Raw genomic sequence first — 21,164 nt, forward strand, 5'->3', positions numbered from 1 at the left:
AAATCCCTGCCAAATTCCTGACAGCGCGTTAACCCAATTTCAAAACCTTTGCGGCTACCCATCAACCCGTCGAGCTTTAGCTGCGGCGTGTGTGCGTTTTTTGCCCTGGAGAAGAACCATTATGGTTTTAGTGTCTTTGGCTATGTTTATCGGGTTGTTTGCTTTTGGCAGCGAGATGCTCGGCTATCGCGATCCCAACGGGATGGTGCAGCTGGCGCTCACCGCTACCTTCATATTCGGTATCATTTGCGGCAATAAAATCGGCCGCTAAGCCCTATTTACCGCGCTTTTTCCGATGCTGCTCGAGATCGAGCACCTCATTTTCTGCGTCTTCCGGCAACAGGCCCAGACGGCGAGCGACTTCCTGATAGGCTTCGACTTCACCGCCCAGATCGCGGCGGAACCGATCCTTGTCCAGCTTCTCATCAGAATCGAAATCCCAGAGGCGGCACCCATCGGGACTGATTTCGTCGGCCAGCAATAGCCGCGAATAGTCGCCATCCCAGATCCGTCCGAATTCCAGTTTGAAATCGACCAATCGGATATTGATGCCGGCAAACATACCGCACATGAAATCATTTACGCGGATCGCCATCTCGGCAATCTCGTTCATCTCATCCGGGCTCGCCCAGCCGAAACAGGCGATATGCTCTTCGGCGATCAGCGGATCGCCCAGCGCATCATCCTTGTAGCAATATTCGATCAGCGTGCGGGGCAGGGGGGTGCCCTCTTCAACGCCCAGCCGCTTGGTCAGCGATCCGGCCGCCACATTGCGGACGATCACTTCGATCGGAACGATCTCCACCTGGCGAACCAGTTGCTCGCGCATGTTGAGGCGACGGATGAAATGATGGGGAACCCCGATATGACCGAGGCGCGTAAAGATATGCTCGGAAATCCGATTGTTGAGCACGCCCTTGCCGTTGATCGTGCCCTTTTTCTGATTGTTGAACGCGGTCGCGTCATCCTTGAAATATTGGATGATCGTCCCGGGCTCCGGGCCTTCATACAGGATCTTGGCCTTGCCTTCATAGATTTGGCGACGGCGGGTCATTGGCGTGACTCCCAAAAAATAAACGCGCCCCGGAAGCGGCGAAAGAGCACGCGGTCCGAGGCGAGGCAAAGACTATAGCGAATGTCGCAAGTCTGCGCAATCTGTGTGGGGATGGCACGGGGCGTAGGGGTGCGCCCCGTGCCGACAGGGTCAGGCAGCGCCCACAGGTGTCACGGTAAGCAGGATCGATGTCCCGCTGACCATCAGTGCTGCGACCATGATGGCGCTGCGGAAACCCGCATCACGCACTTTGTGCAGCAAGGCCTGTCGGGCGGTTTCGATGCCCTTGGCGCAATCTTCCGTAATCCGCGTCAGCGTGTCGCCTGCGGAGTCATGATGGGCATTCCAAACCCGGCAATCCAGTTCGTCTCGCATCTCAAATCTCCTTATGAGCGGTTATCGTTCAAGGAGGATTTAGGCCTGTTATTGAATAAACCCCAACTAATCTCTCGACATCAACTATAAGCTGAGCTTATGGGTAGCTTATGCGCGATCTGCCGCCTCTTGCTGCCATCCGGGTGTTCGAAGCCGCTGCCCGGCATGAAAATTTCACAACCGCAGCCGAAGAGCTGGGGATGAGCCAGGCGGCGGTCAGTTATCAGATCAAATCGCTCGAAGCCTGGCTCGGCCTGCCACTGTTCCGGCGGGAGCGGGGCCGGGTGATGCTGAGCGAAGATGCGGTGCCTCTGGCGACACAAACGAGCGCGGCATTTGATCTCCTCAATGAAGCGGTGGCGCGGATCCGGGAAGAGGATGAGTCCATGCTGACGATCAGCAGCTATGGTACCTTTTCCAATCGCTGGCTGGCACCGCGGCTCGGTCAGTTTCAGCTGGACCAATCGGATCTTGCAGTGCGGCTGGACGTCAATGACGGGCTTGTCGATTTCGCACGCGACGATGCCGATGTGGCGATCCGGATCGGCCGCGGCGATTGGCCGGGCCTCTACAGTCGCTTCCTGATGCGCGTCCAATATGCGCCGATGGCGAGCCCGGGTTTCGTCAAACAATTCGGCCCGTTCGATGGCCCGGAAAGCATCATGGCGTCCCGCATCCTCAGCCCGGACGATCGCTGGTGGATCAACTGGTCGCGCCATTTCGGCATTCCCGATACGCCGCCATCGCCAGCCATCCGGCTCGATTCCCAGATGATCGAGGGCAGCGCGGCGCTCGCCGGGCAGGGGATAGCGATGCTCGACCTCGCCCTGTGGAATAATGAGCTGACCGATGGGCGTCTCGTGCGACTGGGTCCGGCGATATATGGCAATTCCAGCGTCTGGGTCGTGTGCCCGGATCATCTACGCAACCAGTCCAAGATCAAACTGTTTCGTGATTGGCTGATTGCCGAAGCGAAAGCGCATCCCTTGCGATCGATCATCCGGCTCGATCCCGGCGACCCAAGACGCGAAGTTGCACTGCCCGATTAGGCTGGCATGATCGCACCAAGGGAGAGGATGATGGACTTCAGCGATATCGATACCGTGATCAAGGCGCTCTACACGGCCATATCCGGTCCGCCCGGTGGGCAGGATTGGGAGCTGGAGAAGCAGCTTTATCATGCAGACGCCCGGCTGGTTCGCACGCGCGTCGCCGAGGATGGCAGCCCGCTCTTATTCTCCTTCGATGTCGATAGCTTTGTCGAGGCGACCGCGCCGATGCTGGCCGACCAGCATTTCTACGAGATCGAAACCCGCCGAAAACTCTACCGCTTCGGCAATATCGCCCAGGCATTCAGCGAATATGAAGCGCGCGATGCTGCAGAAGGCGGAACGCTGTTGTTCAAGGGCATGAACATGATCCATTTGTTCTGGGACGGCACGCGATGGTGGATCATGCACATCATCTGGGACAATGAACGCGAGGGTGTGAGCCTGCCGGATGCTGATTGGTATGCGGATTAGGGGAGTGTCCGCCTAGTGCGAGAAATTTGGCGGGCCTGTGACTGTCCGCTTTGCGCCCAAAGCTGACGTTCATCTAGTTCTGAAATCGAATGTTAAAATTGCACGATTTCAAGGAAGAGTTGCCAAAATTTATCACCATAATCATCGTCAAAAAATCTCGAGCAGCACGACTGCGGCAGCTATGATGGCCACGATTATTACGCTTTTGCTGAATAGCGGGTTCTGCGATTGCCCTGCATCTTGGCTCAAATCGGTTTGGGATCCTTCCCTTGACTGCTCATGCCGAGCTGACGGAGGTTGAACTGGCGACGGGGGTTCTGCGTGTGCTCGGTCCGAAATCTCACGCTTAGCTGGGGAGGAATGGGACGGTGCAGGTGCGGCTGCCTCGTCGCGTTCGGACACTTTGAACTGCCCCTTGATCTTATTGATCATCCGCTGGATGGTCTGGTCTTTGCCGTCAAACCAATCAACCCATTGATAGTCGTTCAGCCAATAAGCGAGGCCATCAGCATCGGCCTCTTCGAGCCGGACCGGATAGATAAATTTGTCCTCATTTTCCGCCATCATTAGCTCACGCTTCACATGGCGCGATTGATCGGACTGAGCACAAAATAAAAGGATGATCAGGTCGGATTTGCGGACCTGTTCGATGATGGCTTTGTCAAAGGGGCGGCCCGGGTCGATGTCGTCGGGAGCCATCCAGCCGCTGATACCGTTGGTGTCGAGCATCCGCTTTAGTTGGCGCGCCGTTTCAACCTGCGAGCTATGATGGCTGATAAATGCCTTGGGGCGCACAATGGCGGTATCATCGTGTTTCCCGTTCATTGCTGTTTATCCCACAGAAGTATGATCATGATTGTACGATCAGCAGGAAGATATGCAACATTTACCTGTTTAGTATGTCTCACGCCCACTAATGTCTGCCAATACCTTTCGCTTTCAGCCAAGCGGGGAACGACCGCTCTGCGCCCACTGCAGACATTACCACACCATTGTGCGGCGCGTTACTCGCCGGCTGGCTGTCCGTCGGGCGTGAAGCCGGTCGCCTTGACGACTACTGAATGTCCGCCACCCATTGCGTCCCTGATCGTAACCGCCAGGTTCGGGCGGTAACTCTCACCCTGTCCCGTAATCCTCATTTCGCTGATTCCCATATCCTGCCCGCGAAATGCGTCTTCGTAGAATGCCAACAGATCCATCGATGATATGGCATCATCCACCTGATAGCTGACATAGGGCGTGTTGCCCTCGTCATTTGCGTTGAGCGTATCGGTCCGCGCCTCGGGATGAATGGGAATCGTGGCAGTGATACCGCTGGTCAGATTGGCATTGAAGCTCTCATCATCCGCGCGATAGGCGTTCACGATATTGCCGTTGATCCCGATCCGTTGGCCGCTCGCGGTGCGGATGCCGGCTGAGATCACCCGCATGCTGCCGCTTTGGGTAATATAGTCGCCATAGAATTGCGCGATTTCCAGCTTGGATGCGTTCGACTGATATTCGTAGCTGTCGCGGAAGACCGCATGCTCTTCGGCTGTGCTTTCGTCCGCATCGGGAAACAGCGGCGCGCCATGCGGCAAGAAACTATATTCGGGCGCCTCCTCTTCTATCGCTTCGGGCGCGTCGGTCTGCGCCGCTTCGTCCTGTGCCTCGCTACCACACGCACAGAGCGCCATCGCAGCGCCGAGCAATATCAATGTCTTTGTCATAAAACCCCCTGATTACCCTATTGGCTGAGGGAGTTGAGCGTAACTGCGCGGTGATAGCAAGGGCGAGCCTGCTGCACTGGCCGGTGAGTTCGGAGGCGGCCATCTTCTTTACCAACGAATGTCCGCATTCCACCCAAAGTGGACATGACACACCGGCCTTATGCTCAGCGCTATCGGCAATCTTGCCGGAAGCCAGTTGAGACGTGACTCATCATCGCGAGGATCATCAATGCCCGCGCGCGCGATCTGGTAGGTGAAAACGACCCGACTGCCTGCATTCATCAACAAGAATTTTAGCCAGGCCGACAAATAGCCGACGGGTCCTCGCCAAGATCTTCATTGCCAATAGCAATCAGCTGGCGTGTTTCGGCCACCGGCGCGTTGTACGAATAACCACTGTGCACGGTTGCGGTCATGCTGAAGACATTGATGGAGATGCTTGGTGAAGGAGAAGGGCCGCGCCTGCGGGCAAGCATGGTCAGATTGCCGAAATCGCGGTTCCACTCCTGATAGTAAGAGCAGCCATTTTCATCGGATACATCGACCCATGTCGCGCTGGTGAGCCTTCGAAACTGACCACCTTCATAGTCAATGGTCGTCATCTCGGTCGCGGTCATATCGCGTCTTTGCGATGCCGTTTCCCATGCGAATTCAGGCGTGGTTGTGATGATTGGATAAAATTGGTCGACAACGCCGTTCAGGCTGAAGATCAAAAAGGATCGATTATCAAGCTCAACCAGAGCGTAGACTTGATTTGCTTCATTAAAGGCGAGCAGATGGTTTTCGCTGCTGCCGACGACGTCATAGGCAGGCACCGCATTGCTGGCGAATCCATCTCCGTGGCCGGGTAAGTAGCGCCATTGGGTAGCCGATATCCGAGAGAATATTCCGTTGCGAGTATGAATGGTCTCCAGGGGAAAATCACCAGATACACCTCCCGAAACCGGTACGGAAACCGGGTCGGGCGGATCGTTGCAATCGCGCATTGGATCCAAATCCCGCTCTGCCGATGCGTCTGTCAGGGTATGGAAACGGATCAGCGATCTCTCGCCGGCGTTCAGCAGCCCGGCGCGCATAGACAGAGCGTTGACATCGATTGTCAGGACACTGTCATCCTCTTCGTTCCATATCGATAAATGGGATCCATCCTCGCCCCAATATCGATAGGTCGAGCACTGCCCATCATCGTCTCGCCTAATCCATCGACCATAAAGGCTACGACGCAATTGTCCGCCTTCGAAATTCACTGTTTGGAGCGCGTCCATATCAATGCGCGCCTGTGTGAGCATATCGACAGGAGACTGTGCGTTCGCGGGCATTGTCCAAGCGCCCAACATGGCCGCTAGCAGCACTCCCCATTGCGGCCTGCGATCGCGCCCGCGGTTTATCGTCAGAAATGTCATGCTGCCCCCATGTAAAGCGCATCTACAGCAGGGCTGGGCCAGGAACACCAGAAATGATTTCAGCTGGTTCGCCACGGTCACTGGAAACGTCCGCTTTCGGCCAGAAACGGACATGCGGGCAATTGGATGGCTATTGTTTGGGTCGGTAAAGCCCGTGCCGCTGGTCCCTGCGCTGGCGGCTAGCGATATCAGGCTGCGCCGGAATGACGACGGGTGGTGGTCGGGATATTCGCAAATTTGCACCGAATCTTTGTATTTTTCGGCTATTCAATCAGCTGGGCGTTACTTGGGGCGCGACAGGCGAGGGTGAGGAATGGCGAGTTTCATTCTGACATTGACGGCAGAGGATCGTGTGGGGCTGGTGGCTGCGGTGACCGGATTCCTCGCCGATCATGACGGCTTCATTCTCGACAGCCAGCAATATGCCGATCTGGAAACCGGGCGGTTCTTCATGCGGGTCGAGTTCCAGGCGGCGGGAGTGAAATTTCCCGGATCGCTTGATGCTCTCAAAACGGCTTTTGCGAATGTTGCGAGCGTCCATCATCTCGACTGGCAGCTCAATGCCGGGAACGCACCGCCATCGATTGTCATTGCCGTGTCCAGGGCGAGCCATTGCCTCAACGATTTGCTGCATCGCTGGCATACCGGAACGCTGCCGGTGAATATTGCGGCGGTCGTCTCCAACCATGAAACATGCCGATCGCTGACCGAATGGCATGATGTGCCGTTTCATTATCTGCCGGTGTCGGACGATAACCGGGCTGCGCAGGAGGCGCAGATACGATCGATCATGGATGCAGCGGGGGCCGAGACGCTGGTGCTCGCCCGCTATATGCAAATTCTCTCGGCCGACATGGTCGGTCAGCTGGCCGGCTGCTGCGTCAATATCCATCACAGCTTCCTGCCCGGCTTTAGAGGCGCGCGGCCCTATCACCGGGCATTTGAGCGCGGTGTGAAGCTGATCGGGGCGACCGCGCATTTCGTGACCGCCGATCTCGACGAGGGGCCGATCATCGAACAGGCGGTCGAACGGGTCGATCATCGTGCCAGTGTTGAGGACATGATCCGGATCGGCCGCGATATCGAGGCCCAGGTGTTGGCGCGGTCGGTGAAGTGGATCGGTGAGCGGCGGCTGTTGCTCAACGGCATGCGGACCGTGGTGTTCCGCTAATCCTGTCGCGAGGGAGGGCCAGGTTGACGCTAGTGCGTGCTGGGTTCGTGATGCAATGCGCGCAAAAACATGCTATGCGAGTCGCACCACTCGGGGATAAATGCCCGGGCGAATTGACGGGAGCCAAAGCTACCCGCCCAGCCTCCTCGCTCGCCACTCGGCGATGTGGAGAGGTTTCCGTTTAGGGGTTGGAATTGCTGGCTATTGCACGCGGTAGATGGTGCTGAATTCGCCCGCTGGCGTGCCCCAGAGCTGATTGCCTTCCAGATCGAAACCGCGTTCGGCTTCGTAGAGCGCATCGCCGGTGAGCCGGGTTTCCGAACCGATGCGGATCTCGGTCTGGCGGCGCTGCGAATAGATAGTGCAGCTGTTAGGATCGACGCGGCCGACCCAGCTGCCGCCGTCGCGCTCTGCATCGAACCGCCAATGCTGTTCGCAGCCTTGATTGAGGAGTGCGGTTACGTCCGCTGCGCTGAGCGCGTTGAGGGCGGTCGCGTCGTCGGGGGCGCTGGCGAAGCGTTCGGGTTCGGCGATTGTGTAGGTGATCTGCGCGACGGAACCGTCCGGCCGGTCAACAAGCTGCAGCACGCGCTGGCGATAGACCTGCATCTCTGCGCCCTGGTTGCGCTGGAAGTATATCCACTCGCCATCGCCGAGCGGCGGTATCGCGGTGCGAAAATCGGCAAAGGCTGTACCCGGCGCATCGGCGCGTGTGGCAAAGGTACCGGTCATCGCCGCGGCCAGCTCTACGGCGCGAGAATCCCCGTTTTCCGCGGCGCTCGGCGTCGATAGGAGAATTCCAACAGCAAACAGGGTGGTAGCGACTTTCATCCGGACCTTCTCCCGCGCGCCTTGGCTGCGGTCAAGTCAGGCTGCAGATGTGATTTACTGTGGAAATCGCCCTCGCCGCTGCTGCGTCCCACTGCTACTCCGCGACCCATGACGACCGATACCGTTGACATGCCAGAGCCCGACGATCCGCTCGACCGGATCAAGGATGCTCCGTTCGATGAGGCGATCTCCGAACGCTATCTCGTCTATGCATTGTCGACGATTACGGCGCGCTCGTTACCCGACCTGCGCGATGGCCTGAAGCCGGTGCATCGAAGGCTGTTATGGGCGATGCGTTTGCTGAAGCTTGAACCGTCATCGGGTTACAAGAAATGCGCCCGCGTCGTCGGCGATGTCATCGGCAAATATCACCCACATGGCGATCAGAGCGTTTACGATGCGATGGTCCGGCTCGCCCAGCCATTTTCGATGCGGTATCCGCTGGTCGACGGGCAGGGTAATTTCGGCAATATCGATGGCGATAACGCTGCGGCCATGCGCTACACAGAAGCGCGGCTGACTCAGGCAGCAATCGACCTGATGGACGGCCTCAACGAAGGCACGGTTGATTTCCGCCCCACCTATAATGGCGAAGAAGAAGAGCCGGAGGTTTTCCCCGGCCTGTTCCCGAACCTGCTCGCCAATGGCGCGACCGGCATTGCGGTTGGCATGGCGACTTCGATCCCGCCGCATAATGCCGCCGAGTTGATCGACGCCGCGACGCATTTGATCGATAATCCCAAGGCCGAAGAGGCCGAGCTCATGGATTTCGTCCAGGGTCCGGACCTGCCGACCGGCGGGCTGCTCGTCGATAGCAAGGAAATCATCTCCGAAGCCTATCGTACCGGACGCGGTGCCTTCCGGGTGCGCGCGCGCTGGCATCAGGAAGACTTAGGTCGTGGAACCTGGGAAGCGGTGATCACCGAAATTCCGTTCCAGGTGCAAAAGGGCAAGCTGATCGAGCAGATCGCTGCGCTGATCGCCGATAAGAAATTGCCGATCCTCGCCGATGTCCGGGATGAGAGCGATGAGCAGATCCGCATCGTGCTCGAGCCCAAGAGCCGCACGGTCGAGCCCGATGTGCTGATGGACTCGCTGTTCCGCCTGACCGAGCTTGAGACGCGCGTGAGCTTGAACCTCAACGTACTCGACGCCAATCGCACGCCGCGGGTGATGAGCCTCAAGGAAGTGCTCAAGGAATGGCTGACGCATCAGTTCATCGTGCTGGTCCGGCGTTCGGAGTTCCGGCTCGGCAAGATCGACGATCGGGTCGAGCTGCTCGACGGCTATATCATCGCCTTCCTCAACCTTGATCGGATCATCGAGATCATCCGCTATGAGGATGAACCGAAAAAGGTGATGATGGCCGAGTTCAGATTGAACGACCGCCAGGCCGAAGCGATTCTCAACATGCGGCTGCGTAACTTGCGCAAGCTGGAGGAAATGGAGCTGCGGCAGGAACGCGAAGATCTGCTCGAGGAACGCGAAGAGCTCGACAAGCTGATCAACTCCAAGGCGCGCCAGAAAACGCGGATGAAGAAGGATCTGGCCGGTCTTCTCAAAACCTATGGCGCGGATACCGAACTCGGCCGCCGACGCACCAGCCTGGAAGAAGCGGCACCGCCCAAGGAAATCCCGCTTGAAGCGATGATCGAGAAGGAACCGATCACTGTGGTCATGTCCGAACGCGGCTGGATCCGCGCGATGAAGGGCCATGTCGATGCAGCGGGCCTCGCCAAGCTCAAATATAAGGAAGGCGATGGGCCGGCTTATGATTTCCACGCCCAGACGACTGACAAGCTGCTGCTCGCCGCCGATAATGGCCGCATCTACACGCTGGGCGGAGACAAGCTGCCCGGTGCGCGGGGCTTTGGCGAGCCCGTGCGATCGATGGTTGATGTGGAAGATGGCGCCGAAATTGTCGGACTGGTGAAGGTTGAGGAGGGGGGCAAGCTGTTGCTCGCCAGCTCGGCCGGCAAGGGTTTTGTCGCCAGCGCCGAAGAGATTGTGAGCACGACCCGCAAGGGCAAGGTGGTGGCCAATGTCAAAGCTGGCGCGAAGCTGCGCGTTGTTCGCCCGATCCCCGAAGGCGCCGATCATGTCGCGGCGATTGGCGAGAACCGCAAGATGCTGATCTTTGAACTCGAGGCGCTGCCTGAAATGGCGCGCGGCCAGGGCATCATGCTCCAAAAATATAAGGATGGCGGCCTGTCCGATGCGACGGCCTTTACATTGGACGAAGGGCTAAGCTGGGCAATGGGCGGTGACACGGGCCGCACGCGAACAGAGACCGAACTTGGCGACTGGATCGGCAATCGCGGGACAGCCGGAAGGATGCCGCCCCGCGGCTTTCCGCAGGATAATCGGTTTTAGGGGCAAGCGATAACCGGAGACGGAACTAACCCCGCTCTTCAATCCGCGCGACGCGCAGTTCGATCCGCTTTAGCTCGCGCAGGATCGTCATCAGGTTCATCCGTTCGAAGAACCATTGTTTCACAAAGCCCTGGGCCATTAGCAGGGCGAGCGTTGCGGTTACCCAGATGAAGAGCTCGCGATCGGTATCGGCGGTAAAGAGCTGCCACACTGCATAGAGCAGCCCGATGCCGAGCACCAAGGCGACGAAGAAGATCAGCTTCGCCCAGCCGCCCAGTGGCCCGGCAAATGTATCGCCGATCTGCGCGAACATGCCGCGCCCCTCGTCGAGCTCCTGCAGGAACGCTTCGTCATCGGCGTCCAATGCAGCGCGGAGCTTGTCATCAAATTCGGTCATTACTCTTCTCCTTCCAATAGGGATTTTAGCGTCTTGCGAGCGGTAAAGATGCGCGACTTCACGGTGCCAAGCGGCACACCCGTCGCGGCTGAAATCTCGTCCAGTTTGAGCCGCTCAACGAAATAGAGCGTCGCGGCGATCCGCTGGTCTTCGGGCAGGCTGGCAAATGCCTGGCGCAGCGCGGCCTGATCTTCGCCACGTGGCGAGATGACCGGCGCATTGGCCTCTGTCAGCTCATCGGACCGTGGGCGATGGGCGGCATGCGCCTTGATCCGGTCCGCGCAGCGGCGACGCAGGATCGTAAAGGCCCAAGCCGGAAACCGCGCCGGGTCGTTGAGCTTTTTCAGCCCGCTGGTGATGCCGAGCCAGCATTCCTGAACCGCTTCGCGCGCCAGCTCGTCATCACCGGTAAAGCGCCGCGCCGAGCGCAGCAGCCGCGGATGCCAGCGCGACGCAAGTCGCTCCAGAGCCCGCCGGTCACCATTTTGGACATGGAGCACGAGCAGCTCATCAAAAACCCGCCCGCTCTGATCCATCCAAAATACCTCCCGTTACGGGTATATAGTCGGTGGGGCGGCCGAAAAGGTTCGATCGGTGGACCGATTATTCGGACGACAGCATTTCCTGCGCGATTTCCCACACGCGCGCTTCGCCGGGGAAATCTTCCGCGATCCAGATATTTTCGATTTCACGCAGTTTTACGGCGACGTCTGGCCCGGCCTCCATACCCATTGCGATAAGCTCTCCGCCCTTGAGGGGGAAGCGCTCGGGAGGCGGGTTTTCGATCAATAGTGCGATGGCATCGCCCGTAACGGCGTCATTGGTCGGGCAGAGCAGCAGGCGATCAATCGCGCCGTCTATGCCATGGCGATAGGCAAGGGCACGGGGCTCGGCCGTGTCGCCCGGAATACGGGCGGTAGCCGTCGCCAGCCTTTTGCGCTGCGCCCGAGACATTTTGAGGCGCGTTGCAACCGAGACCGCGGTATCGGGTTCGGGTGGCAGCAGGGCGGCCAGCCGTCGGATCGGATCGCCGGCTTGATCAAATACTGTCTCGCGGCCAGTCAGCCGGATCAGTTCTTCCGCGCTGACGATCTCGGGCAGAACAGGTGTGAAGATGCGATGCTCGATCATCAGCGCGATGGTCTCCGATGGATCGGGCAGTGCCAATGTCTTGAGTAGCTCGTCAGCGATCCGCTCGCGAGATAATGCCATCAGGCTGTTGGCGAACTTCGCGGCCGCCGCCAGCCCCTCGGCATCGGGAGCGCCGCTCCCGAACCGCGCATGAAAGCGAAAAAAGCGCAAAATCCGGAGATGATCTTCGGCGATGCGCTCGGCTGGATCGCCAATGAAGCGTACGAGGCGGGCGTCCAAGTCGGCCCGGCCATTAAAATAATCGAAAATCTCGCCAGTGATGGGGTCGGCGGAGAGGGCGTTGATCGTGAAATCCCGGCGCGCCGCATCCTCCTGCCAATTCTCGCTATAGGCGACCTCGGCATGGCGACCATCTGTTGAAACATCGCGGCGCAGGGTTGTGACTTCGATCGGGCGTCTTTCGATGATGGCGGTGACGGTGCCATGTTTGAGGCCGGTCGGAACGGTCTTTATCCCGGCAGCTTCGAGCCGCTCCATCGCATCTTCGGGCCGAAACACAGTCGCGCAGTCGATATCCTGAACTTCGAGACCAAGCAGCGTATCGCGAACAGCGCCGCCAACGAACCGGACATTGCCGCCTTCAGCATCGAGTGCCTTCAGCAGTTGATCCATACCGGGCCAGCTGCGCCAGGGAGCATCAGGCAGCGTCATGCCTTCACCGCGCTCAGCCGGCGTGACAGATTCATTATTATCGATGCTGTGACACCCCAGATGCGATGATCGTCCCAATACATTTCGTGATAGCGCCGCATCCGCCCCTGCCACTCAATCTCCCGCTCAGCATAGTTTGCGGGATCGAACAGCGTGTCGAATGGGACTTCGAATATGGCAGCCACTTCACCCGCTTCCGGGACAAGCTCGATGCCCGGAGGGACAACACCGATCACGGGCGTGATGTGAAAACCTGTGCCGGTCAAATAGAGGTCGGTTGTCCCGACCAGGTCGACCTGATGCCTCGGAAGAGAGATCTCCTCTTCGGCTTCGCGCAGAGCGGCGCTCACCGGGCCATCGTCAATCGGATCCACCTTGCCACCGGGAAAGGCGACCTGTCCGGGATGGCTGGGCAAAGCATCTGTCCGCCGGGTGAGGATGACCGTTGGCGTATCGCGCTCGACGACCGGGATCAGGACAGCCGCGTCGACGGTATCGCCATTTGCAGCCAGCCGCTCACCGCGGATGTCGGACTCGAAAACGGGGATCTCCAGTGCATGGGATTTTTCGAGCGTGTCGCGCAGGGAAACGGCAAGGCTCATCGCGCTACACCTTCTGGCGCCAACGGAAAGAAGGCGCCATCGCTGGAAACGCCGATTGGGTCACTGCCATTTTCGAGTGCGTGCTCCATCAGGGCATAATAGACCGGTCTGCTGAGCAAGGCCCATAGGTCTCCGCGTACATGCAGATAGGGGAGGGCGTCCTCAACGTCTCCGCGCAATTTAAGCGCATGGTCTGGTCCCACGACGACAAGGTCGCCCGTATTCAGTCGGAACATGATCCGCTGCGTGCCGGATTCATCGGTTCCCAGTTTCATTTCGACCGCCAGGAACGCCGCATCCTCCACCTGGATCATCAGCTTTTCAGCTGGCGTGACGAGCACATGGCTGCCATCGGCTTCGCGGCGTAATATCGTGGAAAATAGTCGCACCAGCGCCGATCGATTGATCGGATCGCCTTCATGATACCAGGTTCCGTCCTTCGCGATACGAATATCGATCACGCCTTCGCGTTCCGGATTCCAGCGATCAACCGGCGGTAGGCTTCGATCCTCGGCTAGCGCGGCAATAGCATCGAGCGAAAGTGAGGCCAGGTTTTCGGGCGGAACGGGTGCAGGCATGAGGCCTAGTTAGGCAATCAATCCTCAGAGCGCAAAAGGTCTGCTCCCAATTCACCCTCGGTGGGCCATTGGCTCCCTGAAGCAGCGCGAAGCAGGATACGTTCCGGCTCAACCGGGCCGGGTAGGGACCAGTCACTGGCCGGGCCCGATCGAAATCCGAAGGCTTCATAATATTCTGGATCGCCGATCATCATGGCCGAAACACCAGCAAGATCGAGGCGCTGCGCAACAACACGCGTCATTTGGTTACCAATCCCCTGGCTTTGATGCTCCGGTGTAACCGCCACCGGGCCGACCATGATCAGTGGCATGCGGCGGTGATCAGGCGTTGTCAGCACCACCGGCCAGCTTTGGAGGGATCCCACGAGCTTCTGATTGTCGAGGCACACATAGGAGAGGTCCGCAACAGCTTCAGTCCCAGCGCGCACTGCATAGGCCGTTCGCCCATGGCGATCTGCGCCGAACGCGGCATCGAGTAGTGCTTCGATCGCCGCCGGCGTCACTTGAGAGAGGGGGTGGAGTGTTGTCACGGTCTGTTGCTGGCCATTTACCTTAAGGGCCGTGGCGATTAGCGGTTCGCGGGCAAAAAGAAAGCACGAATCACTTATGCCCATTCCTTTGACCGAGCCCGGAACCGACCTGCTGAGGCTTGAAGTGCGCGATGTTGAGGTCATGATCCTCACCGGGATTTACTCCGAGGAAACAAAGCTGCCTCAACCGCTGCGTATCTCGGTGGCCGCAGATATGACTGCCCCCGACAAGTTTGAGCCCGATACGCCATTGTCGCGTTCGAAAAACTATATGGACCTCAAACATGCGATGACGGATGCTTTGCCCAAGGATCGGCATTTCACCCTGATTGAGGCCGTTGCAGACCATATCGCCGATACGGTATTCTTCCAGGATGAGCGGATATTGCGCGTGACGATTGATATCGTGAAACTGGCAATATCCGAAAATGGCGAGGAGATCGGCATAACAATGGTGCGGAATAAACGGTGAAGCTCGCAATCGTAACGGGGGGGTGTAGGCGCCTGGGCGCGGCAATAGCGGCTCGCCTGGCTACCGAGGGCTATTCGCTGGCCTTGCACGCCTCTGCCTATCCCGAGCCCGATGACGAGTTGCTGGAGGCGATCGAAGCGGCTGGCGTGCAATGGCAGGGAATTGCGGCCGATCTTGCAGATCCGGTACAGGTAGAAAATCTGATCCCGGCCGTCGCCGATTTGTTCGATGGCCCGCCCAGCCTGCTCGTCAACAACGCCGCGCAATTCAACGATGATCGGCCAGAGAGTGTCACGATGGACGCGCTCCTTTCCCACTATTCGGTCAATTGCGCAGCGCCAGCCATTCTCTCCAAATCCTTTGCCGCCCAAAAACGCAAAGCCAGTGGCTCGATCGTGAATATCCTCGATCAGCGGATTGCGCATCCGCATGGCGATCAGTTCAGCTACACCTTGTCCAAGCAAGCACTGTCCGGGATGACCGACATACTTGCGCGCGAACTCGCACCAGATATTCGCGTGAATGCGGTAGCCCCCGGCCTGACAATCCCGACGGTGGATTACACTACCGAAGTGCTCGAGCGCGCCGAGGCAGCTATGCCGCTAGAGGCGTTTCCTGCGCCAGCGCAGATTGCCGACGCGGTTTCCTGGCTGGCTCAGGCGGAGGCAGTCACGGGCCAGACAATATTCGTCGATGGCGGTGCCCATCTCAAATCCTTTTCCGCGGATTTTCTGAACCTGCCGGTCGGCAGCTAGTTTCTCCGACGTGCACAGGGCCCAAGGTCTTGCATTACCAATCGATAGTCCGCGCGCGCATTCAGAAAGCTGTCGCGATCGAGGTTTTCCGCGCTGGTTTCCGGCAGACTGTCCGGAAGGAAACAGGCCAGACGATACCACAGCAAAGTGTTTGGCGCCGGCGGCGGTGACGTGCGTTCAATGATTTCTCCAAGTGCCACTGACCATCGCGGTGACTGATTTGGGCGGCGCAAGATGCTCAGAGAAACCGGGCGTCCGTCGCTTGTCGCGAGGAAGATTTGCGTCTCGCTTTCGCCTGGTAAAGTTCCGGCAACACTGAACGCATTTGCTACACCTGTAACCGAACCCGGTGCGTCATCCGATGCCGCTTCGGACAAGATTGCGCGAATCATCTGTTCGTTTGTTTCTGTCCAGTTGAGCTGCGCATCGGGCGCGATCAGCTGCAATTCCTCGCGCCGTCCTGCCACCGGGGCTGCGAACAAAATGACCCGGTTGCCATTGATCCGCGGCCGGTCACCATCGGCGTCGCGGGGTAGGTCGACAAGATATCTCACACGGCCCGGGATGGGATTCGCACTGCGAATCAGGGTCTCAAGTTCCGCTTCGACATAGTAGCGAACATGATTGGGTGCGAGGCCGACGGCACGTTCTTCGTCAACCTGCCGCACCCGATCGACCTCTGCCAAGGCGACAATCGACGCTCCAAGAGACAGGTCAGCCAGGTCGGCAAAGGTTAGGGCATTACCCTCGGCAAAGGCTTGAGATTCCGAGCGATCAACCGGTGCAAACGCTAGTAATGCACCGAGCAAAAGGGTGACAAATTTTTGCATCAAACAATCCTTGGCACATATTGGACCGGACAAACGCCTTGTATCGTATCTGGCCAATCGGGTAACTGTTGCGTAACGTGATTCTCGAAGGTAGGGAATCGCTTTCCATCGGGCAGCTATCGCTTCACGTTGGGTTGCTGTTCTTTGAGTAGCCAGATTAACTGGCGCTTTATGGACACCGGGCTTTGGAGGGAGTTTCTAAAATTAATGGCCTATGCTGATCAGAAGATGAGCTCGCGCAGGCTGTCGGCGATTATCGCCGTTGCAGTCCTGCACATCGCTCTCGCCTACGCGCTGATTTCGGGTCTGGCCGTCAAGGTCGCCAGGCAGGTGCAGGAAGATCTCACCGTCTTTGACGTTGAAGATGAACCGCCGCCACCGGAAGAAGAATTGCCGCCGCCGCCACCGGAAGTACCGGTGCCACCGCCGCCTGTTGTCGTAACGCCGCCGCCGCCAGTCGTTTTTGACCGGCCGACCGTGGCGCCGCGTCCACCGGCACCACCGCCCCCAGCTCCGCCGCCCCCGGCGCCGCCGCCACCGCCACCGAGCTTGGCGCAGGCTGCACAGCCGCGCGGTAACCCGGGCCGCTGGGTCACGCCGAATGATTATCCTTCGGCATCCTTGCGGAACGAGGAAACTGGTACGGCCAGCTTCCGCCTGACGATCGGTACCAATGGTCGTGTGACGGACTGCACGATTACAGCGTCTACGGGCTTTTCCCGATTGGATAATGAAACCTGCCGTCAGCTAAGGCGTCGAGCGCGATTTAGAGCGGCACTGGATGATGCGGGCAATCCAACGACTGGCAGTTATTCGAGCCAGATCCGCTGGGAAATCCCGAACTAACAACTGATTTTTTATCGCGAACCTCGGGTTTGCTATGATTGCACCAAGTTTATTTGAGAGGAATGTAAATCATGTCTACTGAAGCAGCTGAAGCCCCCGCAGAAAACCCATATGGTCTTCGTGCGGCGCTGGAAGAAGGCGGCATTGTGGCCCAGTCTACCTTTGGTATTCTGGTGCTGATGTCGGCGGCTTCCTGGTACATCCTGTTCACCAAATGGTTCGAACAGCAGAAGATCCTGAAGCAGGGCAGGCGCGCCCGCGAAAATTTCTGGCGGGCAAACAGCCTTCGTGAAGGCGCTGCCAAGCTTGAAAAGAATAGCGCATATCGTCAGATCGTCGAAGACGGCATCGAAGCACGCGAACATCATGACCAGCTGACCGATCCGGTCGAAGCGCATGAATGGACCGTCAACGCTCTTCAGCGTTCGGTTGGTACGATCAACTCCAAGCTGACTGAAGGCCTGGCAATTCTCGCTACTGTCGGTTCGACGGCTCCGTTTATCGGCCTGTTCGGTACGGTGGTTGGTATTTACCGTGCTCTCGTGAAGATCGGCGCAGCCGGTCAGGCATCGATCGATACGGTTGCTGGCCCGGTTGGTGAGGCCCTGATTATGACCGCACTTGGTCTGATCGTGGCTGTGCCGGCTGTTATGGCCTATAACTGGATGGTTCGCCGCAATAAGACGGTGTCTGAAGAGCTGCAGCACTTCTCCAACCAGATTCACGGTTACATCGTGTCGGACGGCAAGGTTAAGCCGGCAGCCCCGGCTGCTGCTGCAGGCAAAGCGCCTGCTGCCAAGCCTGCGACCAAGTCGTAATGCGATACGGGAGCGGGGTGCGAATAGCACCTCCGCTCCCGGTCGACGCTAGCCGTGATGCCAACAGGCTGCGGTTGGACTAGAGTTTAGGATAGGATTGATTCCATGGGAATGAGTGTTGGACCCGGCGAAGGTGAAGACGAATCTGCGATCTCAGAGATCAATGTCGTCCCGCTGACGGACGTCATGTTGGTGTTGCTCATCATCTTCTTGATCGCGGTTCCGGTCGTGATCCAGACAGTTGAAGTCAACCTGCCTTCGGTACGATTGCTTCCGACGACTACGAAGCCGGAAAATGTCTCGCTCTCGATCCGTGCGGCGGACAACGGCACATGCGAAGTGTTCTGGGGAATGACCCGGGTCAATTCGAATGAAATGCTGACCCGTGCCATTCAGCATATCGAAGACGAAATCGAGCGCTTCGGTGGTGCAGAAAACATGACCGAGGACGATCTTCCCGAAGTGCATATTCGTGGCGATGTAAACACGCCATGGCGCTGCATTGGTGGGCCGATCTTCAACATGCAGCAAGCCGGGTTTACGCGGGTTGGCTTTATTTCAGAGCCTGCACCGGGTGTCGGCATTCAACGGCTCTAAGTCGGATGGTTTTAGGAGTAGAATAAGATGGGTGGAAAAGTAGGCCCCGCCGCCGCTGATGACGATCCGATGATCGACATCAACACGACGCCGTTGATCGACGTCCTGTTGGTGCTCCTCATCATGTTCATCATTACGATCCCGATCCAGACGCATGCCGTTAAGATCGACTTGCCGGTTGCCAATGATGATCCGCCGCCTGATGAAATTGTCGATCCGATCAAGAACGAGGTGTATATCTCGCCGACCGATCAGATCCTTTGGAACGGTGAGCCGGTGACGCGCCAGACGCTTCGTCAGTATCTGGATATCACGGTAACGATGAACCCAGTGCCCGAGCTGCACATGTTCCCGGACGCGCAGGCGCGCTACAACACGGTGGACGAAGTGCTGGCGATTACACGCCGTGCTCAGGTTACGAACATGGGCTTTATCGGCAACGACCAATATCGCCAGTTCTAAGCTGACATCTCTCAAATAAGGAATGAGGCGGGCCTTTCGGGCTCGCCTTTTTCTTTTGGTGGAGCCGGGACTGTAGCTCATCTGAGCACGGCTATAGGTTGCGCGCGCCGCAGTCCGCGCATGGGACGCTACCGCGATCCAAACTGCGTGCTACATGGTATCCGGTGGGCGGGCAGGAGCGTCGCTGCTGGGACGCTCCAGGCAGATCGTTATGCACCACTGCTTTCGAACTGTAGCTGCGCCAGGCGGGCATAGAGGCCGCCTTGGCCGGTCAGTGCTGCATGATCGCCCTGTTCGACGATCCGGCCTTTGTCCATCACGATGATACGATCGGCCGATCGAACCGTGGCCAACCGATGGGCGATAACGATGGTCGTGCGGTTTTCCATCAGCCGCTCCAGTGCTTGCTGCACCAGCCGTTCCGATTCCGCATCCAGTGCTGAGGTCGCTTCGTCAAGCAATAGCAGGGGCGCATCGCGGAGCAGTGCGCGCGCAATGGCAAGTCGCTGACGCTGTCCGCCGGACAGGCGCGCGCCACTCTCGCCCAAATACGTATCAAGCCCTTCGGGAAGGTCGCGGATGAATTCGGCGGCATTGGCGGCCTCAGCGGCTTGCCACAAGGCGTCGTCGCTGGCGCCCCAATGGCCATAGCGGAGATTGTCCCGCGCTGACGCAGCAAAGATCACGGTATCTTGAGGCACCATCGCGATCCGCCTGCGGACATCGCCTGGGTCGGCGTCCCTGAGGTCCACACCGTCCAAAGTAACCTTGCCCTGTTGAGGGTCGTAGAAACGCTGGGCCAGCTGGAAGAGTGTTGATTTACCGGCTCCTGATGGCCCTACCACAGCAACAAGATCGCCAGGATTGATCGCCAGGCTGAAATCCTCAAGCGCGGGCGTTTCCAAACGCGTAGGATATCGGAATGTCACATCATCAAATTTGAGCTCGCCGCGCGCGGGCTCGGGCAGGGGTTGCGGACGGGTGGGTGCCCGAATCTCCGGAACTTCTTGCAACAGCTCGCTCAGGCGGCCAGCCGCTCCGGCGCCGCGCATCAACTCGCCATAGACTTCGGTAAGCGCGCCAAATGCACCTGCAACGATCATGCCGGTCAGTACAAACGCTGCGACGGCTCCGCCTGTGATCTGGCCCGAGATGACGTCCGAGGCTGCCTGCCACAAGACCATGGTAATCGCGCCGAATATGAGCGTGATGACAATCGCTGTCATGACGGAGCGGATCGCAATGCGGCGGCGCGCGGTCGCGAAGGCACTTTGCACGGCCTTGTCGAAGCGATCACCTTCTCGGCGTTCCTGTCCGAAGGCCTGGACTATCTTCATGGCGCCCAGAGTTTCGGCAACCATTGCGCCCACATCGGCGATCCGATCCTGGCTGTGGCGCGATACGTTGCGGAGCATACGACCCAGGATCACGATCGGCCCAATCGCCAATGGAATACCAAGCAGCATCATCAGCGCGAGCTTCGGTGAGAGGGTCAGCAGATAGATGATCCCGCCAATGCCCATAACGATATTTCGCAAAGCAACGGAAATGGTTGTCCCGACAATCATCTCGATCACCGAAGTGTCAGATGTCATGCGCGAGGCAATTTCCGAGGGCCGATTCTCTTCGAAATATTTGGGGTCGAGAGCCAGCAGATTGCGCTGCACCGCGACGCGGAGGTCCGCAACCACCCGCTCACCGAGCCAGGACACAAAATAGAAGCGCATGGCCGTTGCCAGTGCGAGCACGACAACAATCAGCAGCAGATAGAAGAAATATTGCGAGATATCGCCACCGCCTGCGCCACTGAAACCATCGTCAATAACGCGCCGGAATCCATCCGGAATTGCCAAGGTTGCGGCTGCTGCGAGCAGCAGCGCGATGCCAGCCCCCACGATCCGCATCGGATAGCGGATGGCGAAACTCCAGATTAGGCGGAGATTGCCGAGTTTGCGGGATTTGGGGGTATCTGCGTCGCTGTCTGCCATAGAGAGCGCCTAGCAGTGCGGCTCCATCGGCTCAACATGACAGACTG

General features: G+C 58.4%; 25 protein-coding genes. 11 read left to right on the forward strand and 14 right to left on the reverse strand.

Going from position 1 to position 21,164, the window contains the following annotated elements:
* Positions 1 to 142: 142 nt before the first annotated feature.
* Positions 143 to 271 carry a hypothetical protein gene (locus HFP51_RS14690; protein ID WP_255454754.1) on the forward strand — a complete coding sequence of 43 codons (129 nt, stop codon included), beginning with the start codon at positions 143 to 145 and terminating at the stop codon, positions 269 to 271.
* A gap of 3 nt (positions 272 to 274) precedes the next feature.
* On the opposite strand, the gene purC is transcribed toward HFP51_RS14690, so the two are convergent.
* Both purC and HFP51_RS01275 read right to left on the reverse strand, forming a co-directional pair.
* Positions 275 to 1,054 (reverse strand): phosphoribosylaminoimidazolesuccinocarboxamide synthase, encoded by a 780-nt coding sequence (purC, locus tag HFP51_RS01270; protein ID WP_176873956.1) that lies wholly within the window; start codon positions 1,052 to 1,054, stop codon positions 275 to 277.
* A gap of 150 nt (positions 1,055 to 1,204) precedes the next feature.
* Positions 1,205 to 1,429, reverse strand: a complete 225-nt coding sequence (locus HFP51_RS01275) for a hypothetical protein (RefSeq protein ID WP_176873957.1) — start codon at positions 1,427 to 1,429, stop codon at positions 1,205 to 1,207.
* Between the two features lie 110 nt (positions 1,430 to 1,539).
* Here HFP51_RS01275 and HFP51_RS01280 point away from each other — a divergent pair, with 110 nt between their 5' ends.
* Positions 1,540 to 2,478 (forward strand): LysR substrate-binding domain-containing protein, encoded by a 939-nt coding sequence (locus tag HFP51_RS01280; RefSeq protein ID WP_176873958.1) that lies wholly within the window; start codon positions 1,540 to 1,542, stop codon positions 2,476 to 2,478.
* A gap of 27 nt (positions 2,479 to 2,505) precedes the next feature.
* Positions 2,506 to 2,952, forward strand: a complete 447-nt coding sequence (locus tag HFP51_RS01285) for a hypothetical protein (protein ID WP_176873959.1) — start codon at positions 2,506 to 2,508, stop codon at positions 2,950 to 2,952.
* A gap of 147 nt (positions 2,953 to 3,099) precedes the next feature.
* On the opposite strand, the gene HFP51_RS01290 is transcribed toward HFP51_RS01285, so the two are convergent.
* The 3 genes from HFP51_RS01290 to HFP51_RS01300 form a co-directional block, all read right to left on the reverse strand.
* Positions 3,100 to 3,681 (reverse strand): toll/interleukin-1 receptor domain-containing protein, encoded by a 582-nt coding sequence (locus tag HFP51_RS01290; RefSeq protein WP_370462925.1) that lies wholly within the window; start codon positions 3,679 to 3,681, stop codon positions 3,100 to 3,102.
* Positions 3,682 to 3,956: 275 nt separating this feature from the next.
* Entirely contained in the window at positions 3,957 to 4,661 is a 705-nt protein-coding gene (locus HFP51_RS01295; protein WP_176873961.1) for a hypothetical protein, read from the reverse strand.
* 293 nt (positions 4,662 to 4,954) lie between these two features.
* Entirely contained in the window at positions 4,955 to 5,980 is a 1,026-nt protein-coding gene (locus HFP51_RS01300; RefSeq protein WP_176873962.1) for a hypothetical protein, read from the reverse strand.
* 397 nt (positions 5,981 to 6,377) lie between these two features.
* On the opposite strand from HFP51_RS01300, the gene purU reads away from it, so the two are divergent.
* Positions 6,378 to 7,235 (forward strand): formyltetrahydrofolate deformylase, encoded by an 858-nt coding sequence (purU, locus tag HFP51_RS01305; RefSeq protein WP_176873963.1) that lies wholly within the window; start codon positions 6,378 to 6,380, stop codon positions 7,233 to 7,235.
* A gap of 201 nt (positions 7,236 to 7,436) precedes the next feature.
* On the opposite strand, the gene HFP51_RS01310 is transcribed toward purU, so the two are convergent.
* Positions 7,437 to 8,066, reverse strand: coding sequence for a chromophore lyase CpcT/CpeT (locus HFP51_RS01310; protein ID WP_176873964.1), 630 nt, complete (start codon positions 8,064 to 8,066; stop codon positions 7,437 to 7,439).
* A 108-nt stretch (positions 8,067 to 8,174) separates the two neighbouring features.
* On the opposite strand from HFP51_RS01310, the gene parC reads away from it, so the two are divergent.
* Positions 8,175 to 10,439, forward strand: a complete 2,265-nt coding sequence (gene parC, locus HFP51_RS01315) for a DNA topoisomerase IV subunit A (RefSeq protein ID WP_370462926.1) — start codon at positions 8,175 to 8,177, stop codon at positions 10,437 to 10,439.
* A gap of 25 nt (positions 10,440 to 10,464) precedes the next feature.
* Here the strand turns inward: parC and HFP51_RS01320 are convergent, their stop codons facing one another.
* The 6 genes from HFP51_RS01320 to HFP51_RS01345 form a co-directional block, all read right to left on the reverse strand.
* Positions 10,465 to 10,836 carry a DUF6768 family protein gene (locus HFP51_RS01320; protein WP_176873965.1) on the reverse strand — a complete coding sequence of 124 codons (372 nt, stop codon included), beginning with the start codon at positions 10,834 to 10,836 and terminating at the stop codon, positions 10,465 to 10,467.
* Positions 10,836 to 11,372, reverse strand: coding sequence for an RNA polymerase sigma factor (locus HFP51_RS01325; RefSeq protein WP_176873966.1), 537 nt, complete (start codon positions 11,370 to 11,372; stop codon positions 10,836 to 10,838). The genes HFP51_RS01320 and HFP51_RS01325 overlap by 1 nt, the downstream gene beginning before the upstream one ends.
* A 67-nt stretch (positions 11,373 to 11,439) precedes the next feature.
* The gene (locus HFP51_RS01330; protein WP_176876478.1) at positions 11,440 to 12,639 is read right to left on the reverse strand and encodes a CCA tRNA nucleotidyltransferase; all 1,200 of its coding nucleotides are present in this window, start codon (positions 12,637 to 12,639) and stop codon (positions 11,440 to 11,442) included.
* A complete protein-coding gene (locus tag HFP51_RS01335) occupies positions 12,636 to 13,241 on the reverse strand; it encodes a CoA pyrophosphatase (RefSeq protein ID WP_176873967.1) in 606 nt (201 codons plus the stop codon). Before HFP51_RS01335 ends, HFP51_RS01330 begins: the two co-directional genes overlap by 4 nt.
* Entirely contained in the window at positions 13,238 to 13,819 is a 582-nt protein-coding gene (locus tag HFP51_RS01340) for a DUF1285 domain-containing protein (protein ID WP_176873968.1), read from the reverse strand. Before HFP51_RS01340 ends, HFP51_RS01335 begins: the two co-directional genes overlap by 4 nt.
* Positions 13,820 to 13,836: 17 nt before the next feature.
* A complete protein-coding gene (locus HFP51_RS01345) occupies positions 13,837 to 14,349 on the reverse strand; it encodes a GNAT family N-acetyltransferase (protein ID WP_255454755.1) in 513 nt (170 codons plus the stop codon).
* 76 nt (positions 14,350 to 14,425) lie between these two features.
* Here HFP51_RS01345 and HFP51_RS01350 point away from each other — a divergent pair, with 76 nt between their 5' ends.
* Entirely contained in the window at positions 14,426 to 14,821 is a 396-nt protein-coding gene (locus HFP51_RS01350; protein WP_176873970.1) for a dihydroneopterin aldolase, read from the forward strand.
* Positions 14,818 to 15,576 carry an SDR family oxidoreductase gene (locus HFP51_RS01355; protein WP_176873971.1) on the forward strand — a complete coding sequence of 253 codons (759 nt, stop codon included), beginning with the start codon at positions 14,818 to 14,820 and terminating at the stop codon, positions 15,574 to 15,576. The genes HFP51_RS01350 and HFP51_RS01355 overlap by 4 nt, the downstream gene beginning before the upstream one ends.
* Here HFP51_RS01355 and HFP51_RS01360 read toward each other — a convergent pair.
* The gene (locus HFP51_RS01360) at positions 15,573 to 16,406 is read right to left on the reverse strand and encodes a hypothetical protein (RefSeq protein WP_176873972.1); all 834 of its coding nucleotides are present in this window, start codon (positions 16,404 to 16,406) and stop codon (positions 15,573 to 15,575) included. The two genes, HFP51_RS01355 and HFP51_RS01360, sit on opposite strands and share 4 nt — an antisense overlap.
* A gap of 207 nt (positions 16,407 to 16,613) precedes the next feature.
* On the opposite strand from HFP51_RS01360, the gene HFP51_RS01365 reads away from it, so the two are divergent.
* The 4 genes from HFP51_RS01365 (at position 16,614) to HFP51_RS01380 (ending at position 19,129) form a co-directional block, all read left to right on the forward strand.
* A complete protein-coding gene (locus HFP51_RS01365; RefSeq protein WP_176873973.1) occupies positions 16,614 to 17,252 on the forward strand; it encodes a TonB family protein in 639 nt (212 codons plus the stop codon).
* Between the two features lie 71 nt (positions 17,253 to 17,323).
* Positions 17,324 to 18,070, forward strand: coding sequence for a MotA/TolQ/ExbB proton channel family protein (locus tag HFP51_RS01370; RefSeq protein ID WP_176873974.1), 747 nt, complete (start codon positions 17,324 to 17,326; stop codon positions 18,068 to 18,070).
* A 105-nt stretch (positions 18,071 to 18,175) separates the two neighbouring features.
* Complete coding sequence (locus HFP51_RS01375; protein WP_176873975.1) at positions 18,176 to 18,667, forward strand: biopolymer transporter ExbD; 492 nt, start codon at positions 18,176 to 18,178, stop codon at positions 18,665 to 18,667.
* A 27-nt stretch (positions 18,668 to 18,694) separates the two neighbouring features.
* Positions 18,695 to 19,129 (forward strand): biopolymer transporter ExbD, encoded by a 435-nt coding sequence (locus HFP51_RS01380; RefSeq protein WP_176873976.1) that lies wholly within the window; start codon positions 18,695 to 18,697, stop codon positions 19,127 to 19,129.
* A gap of 209 nt (positions 19,130 to 19,338) precedes the next feature.
* On the opposite strand, the gene HFP51_RS01385 is transcribed toward HFP51_RS01380, so the two are convergent.
* Positions 19,339 to 21,117: an ABC transporter transmembrane domain-containing protein gene (locus HFP51_RS01385; RefSeq protein WP_176873977.1), complete on the reverse strand. Its 1,779-nt coding sequence runs from the start codon at positions 21,115 to 21,117 to the stop codon at positions 19,339 to 19,341.
* Positions 21,118 to 21,164 lie beyond the last annotated feature (47 nt).

Source organism: Parasphingopyxis sp. CP4, assembly GCF_013378055.1.
Taxonomy (GTDB): Bacteria; Pseudomonadota; Alphaproteobacteria; order Sphingomonadales; family Sphingomonadaceae; genus Parasphingopyxis.

What these genes read in the sequence shown, in the direction of transcription:
- HFP51_RS14690 (WP_255454754.1), top strand. Translation starts at nt 143, where the DNA reads ATGTTTATCGGGTTGTTTGCTTTTGGCAGCGAGATGCTCGGCTATCGC.
- purC (WP_176873956.1), bottom strand. Translation starts at nt 1,054, where the DNA reads ATGACCCGCCGTCGCCAAATCTATGAAGGCAAGGCCAAGATCCTGTAT.
- HFP51_RS01275 (WP_176873957.1), bottom strand. Translation starts at nt 1,429, where the DNA reads ATGCGAGACGAACTGGATTGCCGGGTTTGGAATGCCCATCATGACTCC.
- HFP51_RS01280 (WP_176873958.1), top strand. Translation starts at nt 1,540, where the DNA reads ATGCGCGATCTGCCGCCTCTTGCTGCCATCCGGGTGTTCGAAGCCGCT.
- HFP51_RS01285 (WP_176873959.1), top strand. Translation starts at nt 2,506, where the DNA reads ATGATGGACTTCAGCGATATCGATACCGTGATCAAGGCGCTCTACACG.
- HFP51_RS01290 (WP_370462925.1), bottom strand. Translation starts at nt 3,681, where the DNA reads ATGCTCGACACCAACGGTATCAGCGGCTGGATGGCTCCCGACGACATC.
- HFP51_RS01295 (WP_176873961.1), bottom strand. Translation starts at nt 4,661, where the DNA reads ATGACAAAGACATTGATATTGCTCGGCGCTGCGATGGCGCTCTGTGCG.
- HFP51_RS01300 (WP_176873962.1), bottom strand. Translation starts at nt 5,980, where the DNA reads ATGCCCGCGAACGCACAGTCTCCTGTCGATATGCTCACACAGGCGCGC.
- purU (WP_176873963.1), top strand. Translation starts at nt 6,378, where the DNA reads ATGGCGAGTTTCATTCTGACATTGACGGCAGAGGATCGTGTGGGGCTG.
- HFP51_RS01310 (WP_176873964.1), bottom strand. Translation starts at nt 8,066, where the DNA reads ATGAAAGTCGCTACCACCCTGTTTGCTGTTGGAATTCTCCTATCGACG.
- parC (WP_370462926.1), top strand. Translation starts at nt 8,175, where the DNA reads ATGACGACCGATACCGTTGACATGCCAGAGCCCGACGATCCGCTCGAC.
- HFP51_RS01320 (WP_176873965.1), bottom strand. Translation starts at nt 10,836, where the DNA reads ATGACCGAATTTGATGACAAGCTCCGCGCTGCATTGGACGCCGATGAC.
- HFP51_RS01325 (WP_176873966.1), bottom strand. Translation starts at nt 11,372, where the DNA reads ATGGATCAGAGCGGGCGGGTTTTTGATGAGCTGCTCGTGCTCCATGTC.
- HFP51_RS01330 (WP_176876478.1), bottom strand. Translation starts at nt 12,639, where the DNA reads ATGACGCTGCCTGATGCTCCCTGGCGCAGCTGGCCCGGTATGGATCAA.
- HFP51_RS01335 (WP_176873967.1), bottom strand. Translation starts at nt 13,241, where the DNA reads ATGAGCCTTGCCGTTTCCCTGCGCGACACGCTCGAAAAATCCCATGCA.
- HFP51_RS01340 (WP_176873968.1), bottom strand. Translation starts at nt 13,819, where the DNA reads ATGCCTGCACCCGTTCCGCCCGAAAACCTGGCCTCACTTTCGCTCGAT.
- HFP51_RS01350 (WP_176873970.1), top strand. Translation starts at nt 14,426, where the DNA reads ATGCCCATTCCTTTGACCGAGCCCGGAACCGACCTGCTGAGGCTTGAA.
- HFP51_RS01360 (WP_176873972.1), bottom strand. Translation starts at nt 16,406, where the DNA reads ATGCAAAAATTTGTCACCCTTTTGCTCGGTGCATTACTAGCGTTTGCA.
- HFP51_RS01365 (WP_176873973.1), top strand. Translation starts at nt 16,614, where the DNA reads ATGGCCTATGCTGATCAGAAGATGAGCTCGCGCAGGCTGTCGGCGATT.
- HFP51_RS01370 (WP_176873974.1), top strand. Translation starts at nt 17,324, where the DNA reads ATGTCTACTGAAGCAGCTGAAGCCCCCGCAGAAAACCCATATGGTCTT.
- HFP51_RS01375 (WP_176873975.1), top strand. Translation starts at nt 18,176, where the DNA reads ATGGGAATGAGTGTTGGACCCGGCGAAGGTGAAGACGAATCTGCGATC.
- HFP51_RS01380 (WP_176873976.1), top strand. Translation starts at nt 18,695, where the DNA reads ATGGGTGGAAAAGTAGGCCCCGCCGCCGCTGATGACGATCCGATGATC.
- HFP51_RS01385 (WP_176873977.1), bottom strand. Translation starts at nt 21,117, where the DNA reads ATGGCAGACAGCGACGCAGATACCCCCAAATCCCGCAAACTCGGCAAT.